The 3597-nt window shown below is 73.8% G+C and carries 5 protein-coding genes; 3 read left to right on the top strand and 2 right to left on the bottom strand.

The annotated features are described in order from the left end of the window. Positions 1 to 926, top strand: a 926-nt coding sequence (locus SACPADRAFT_RS0218765) for an aminotransferase-like domain-containing protein (RefSeq protein ID WP_007026935.1), incomplete at its 5' end; no start/stop codon positions are given. An 11-nt stretch (positions 927 to 937) separates the two neighbouring features. After that, positions 938 to 2035: a D-alanine--D-alanine ligase family protein gene (locus tag SACPADRAFT_RS0218760; RefSeq protein WP_007026936.1), complete on the top strand. Its 1098-nt coding sequence runs from the start codon at positions 938 to 940 to the stop codon at positions 2033 to 2035. A 46-nt stretch (positions 2036 to 2081) separates the two neighbouring features. Here the strand turns inward: SACPADRAFT_RS0218760 and SACPADRAFT_RS0218755 are convergent, their stop codons facing one another. Further along, on the bottom strand, positions 2082 to 2633 hold the full coding sequence (locus SACPADRAFT_RS0218755) for a DUF3515 domain-containing protein (protein WP_007026937.1): 552 nt from the start codon (positions 2631 to 2633) through the stop codon (positions 2082 to 2084). 20 nt (positions 2634 to 2653) lie between these two features. Continuing rightward, complete coding sequence (locus SACPADRAFT_RS0218750; protein ID WP_026453094.1) at positions 2654 to 2887, bottom strand: Lrp/AsnC ligand binding domain-containing protein; 234 nt, start codon at positions 2885 to 2887, stop codon at positions 2654 to 2656. A gap of 169 nt (positions 2888 to 3056) precedes the next feature. Between SACPADRAFT_RS0218750 and SACPADRAFT_RS28700 the strand changes: the two genes are divergently transcribed. Beyond that, on the top strand, positions 3057 to 3597 hold a 541-nt coding region (locus SACPADRAFT_RS28700; protein WP_007026939.1), incomplete at its 3' end, for an AIR synthase related protein.

Raw genomic sequence — 3597 nt, 5'->3', positions numbered from 1 at the left:
TCACCCAACACCTGCTGCGGCACCGGGGACTCGACGCCGCCACCCAGTCGGTGCTGGCCACGGGCGGCACCACGGCCGCCGTCATCGAGATCGCCGCCGCGGCCCTGCGCCCGGGCGACGTCGTCGCCGTGGAGGAACCCGGCTACCAGCGCGCCGTGCGTGCGTTCCGGTACGCGGGGATGCGGGTCGTGCCGGTCGGGGTGGACGGCGAGGGACTGCGGTGTGACGACATCCCGCCGGGGGTGGCCGCCGTGTACTGCTCACCCGCGCACCAGTACCCGATGGGCTGCCGGATGAGCGCCTCCCGCCGGGTGGCGCTGGTGGAACGCGCCCGCGCCGACGGGTTCCTGGTGTTCGAGGACGACTACGACGGTGAGCTGCGCTACGACGTCGCTCCGCTGCCGATGCTGGCCTCGCTCGCGCCGGACGTCGTCGTGCACCTCGGCACCACGAGCAAGATCCTCACGCCGACGCTCGGCGCCGGGTGGATGGTCGCCCCGCCGGGGGTGGCCTCGGCCGTGCTCGACTACCGCGACGTCACCGGCACCCGCGCCTCCCCGGCGGGGCAGCGGGTGCTGGTGGAGCTCGCCCGGCACGGTGACCTCGGCAGGCACCTGCGGAAGCTGCGCCGGGAGCTGTCCGAGCGGCGGTCGATGCTGACCGGCGCGCTGCGCCGCGCGGGGGTGCCGTACCTGGGCGACGACGCGGGCGCGCACCTGGTGGTGCCCCTGGAGTCCGGGGACGGGGAACGACGCAGGCTCGCCGAGGGACGCGAACGGGGACTGCTGCTCGACGGGTTGGGCAGGCACTTCGCGGGCACTCCCCACGCGGCGGGCATCGCCGTCGGCTACGCCGGCTGCTCGCGTGCGGAACTGCGAGAGGTGCTCGGGGTGCTGGTCGAGGTGCTCCGGCCGAGGCGAGGGTAGGGTGCCGACCCATGAGTAGCCGCAAGACCCGAGTGGCCGTCGTGTTCGGGGGACGCAGCACCGAGCACACCATCTCCTGCGTGTCCGCCGGCAGCGTCATGGGCAACCTGGATCCCGAACGGTTCGAGGTCGTGCCGCTGGGCGTCACCCCGGACGGTGGCTGGGTGCTCGGCACGAGCGATCCCGAGCAGCTGCGCATCCACGGGCGGGACCTGCCGTCGGTGGAGTCGGGGGACGCGCTCGTGCTCGCGGGCGACCCCACCACGGGCGGGGTGGTGCGCCTGGAACCGGGGCGGCGCGCCGAGGTGCTCTCCGGGGTGGACGTCGTCTTCCCCGTGTTGCACGGGGCCTTCGGCGAGGACGGCACGATCCAGGGTCTGCTCGAACTGGCCGACCTGCCCTACGTCGGCGCGGGGGTGCTGGCCAGTGCCGCCGCGATGGACAAGGAGTACACCAAGAAGCTGCTGGCGGCCGAGGGCCTGCCGGTCGGCGACTACGCCATGGTCCGCCGTGGACAGTCGGCACCGGACGCGGTCGACGTCGAGCGGCTGGGGCTGCCCGTGTTCGTCAAGCCCGCCAGGGCCGGATCCTCGATCGGTATCAGCCGGGTCACCGACCGGGCGCAGCTGGACGAGGCGGTGGCCACCGCACGACGGACCGACCCGAAGGTGCTCGTGGAGGCCGCGGTCACCGGGCACGAGGTCGAGTGCGGGGTGCTGGAGTTCCCGGACGGACGGGTGGAGGCGTCGCTGCCCGCCGAGATCCGGGTGGTCGGCGACGACGCCGACGCCTGGTACGACTTCGAGACCAAGTACCTGGGCGAGGCCGCCGAACTGGACATCCCCGCGAAGCTGGACGACGAGGTCACCGAGCGGCTCCGGGCGTGCGCGGTGCGGGCGTTCCACGCGCTCGACTGCCAGGGACTCGCCAGGGTGGACTTCTTCGTCGGCGACGACGGCACCCTGACCATCAACGAGGTCAACACCATGCCCGGTTTCACCACCACCTCCGCCTACCCGAAGATGTGGGAGGTCACCGGGCTCGACTACCCCTCGCTGCTGTCCACCCTCGTCGACACCGCGCTCGCGCGCGGCACCGGCCTGCGCTGACCCCGCGGCCGCCCCGGCGCCGGGTGCCGCCCGGTACGGCACGGGCTCACCCGAATTGCAGCGGAACCTCGGGCAGCGTCTCCCGGACGGTGTCCGAGGTCTCCTGCAGCGGGCCGGTCCCGGCCTGCTCCGGCACCGTCAGCGCCACGTGCACCTCGCGGTCGACGGCGTAGAAGGTGGTCGACCCCTGGCCGGACACCGGCAGCCACTGCACCCCGTTGACGACCTGCAGCGGCGAGGTGCGCGTCAGTTCCGGCGGGCGGTCGAGGCCGCACCGCAGCACGACCGGGTTGTCGACGCCCCAGGCGAGCGTGGCCGGTGGCGCCGGCTCGGCGAGTGTGCGGCGTCGCAACTGTTCGTCCTTCGACTCCAGCGTGTCCGGCGCGGCCGCGGTCAGCCGGTCGCACTGCGGAGTGTCGGCTTCCGGGGCGGGGATCGACACCAGCGGCAGCGGGCCGGGCGGCTCGGCGGACCCGCCCGGATCCTCCCCGTCGGGGGAGGCGACGAGTCCGAGCACGACGACCGCGACGGCGAGCGCCGAGGCCAGTGCCGCGGCGACGATCAGACGGGCGCGTGGGGGAGCTGCGGTGTCGCTCACGACCCCACTACATCACAGTCTCAGAGGTGGACGACCGGGCAGGTCAGCGTCCGTGTGATCCCCTCGACGTTCTGCACCCGGGCGACCACCAGCCTGCCGAGCTGGTCGACGTCCTCGGCTTCGGCGCGGACGATGACGTCGTAGGGTCCGGTGACGTCCTCGGAACTGGCGACCCCGGGGATGTCGGCGATCTCGGCGGCCACCGCGGCCGCCCTGCCGACCTCGGTCTGGATGAGGATGTATGCGTGCACCACGGCGCTGCACCCTTTCGTGTCGGTCGCCGCCGGCAGCGACCGGCGGACAGGGAACCCGGCGGACACCCGACGGCGGCCGGGCACCCGACAGGCAAGGTACCGCAGCGTCGCGAGGATCTCAGATGCGCGGATCCGGTGTCGCGCATCGACCAGAGAAGCGGAGGTGTGTGTGGAACACGACTCGACGCCCGGCGCGGACACCGTGGCGGGCGCCGGTGAGTTCGGACTGATCCACGCGATCACGACGGGGCGGCCCCAGCCGTCGGGCACGGTGCTCGGCCCCGGCGACGACGCCGCGGTGGTGGCTGCTCCCGACGGCCGGGTGGTGCTCACCACGGACACGCTCGTCGAGGGTGTGCACTTCCGTCTCGACTGGTCCACCCCCGCCCAGGTGGGGCGGAAGGCGGCGGCGGTGAACCTCGCCGACGTCGCCGCCATGGGGGCGACGCCGACCTCGGTCGTGGTCAGTCTCGCGTGCCCGGGACAGACCCCCGTGACCACCGTCACGGAGCTGTTCGACGGGCTCGCCGCCGAGGTGGGGCGCACCCGGGCCGGTGTGGTCGGCGGGGACACGGTGCGGGCCGACAATATGATCATCGGGGTGACCGCGCTCGGGGACCTCGGCGGCCGGGAGCCGGTGACCCGGTCCGGGGCACGACCCGGGGACGTGCTCGCCGTGTGCGGCAGGCTCGGCTGGGCCGCGGCGGGGC

It is taken from the genome of Saccharomonospora iraqiensis subsp. paurometabolica YIM 90007 (genome assembly GCF_000231035.2).
Taxonomy (GTDB): Bacteria; Actinomycetota; Actinomycetes; order Mycobacteriales; family Pseudonocardiaceae; genus Saccharomonospora; species Saccharomonospora paurometabolica.
Note: the sequence above shows the minus strand (reverse complement) of the source record. Positions and strands in the feature narration are given on the sequence as shown.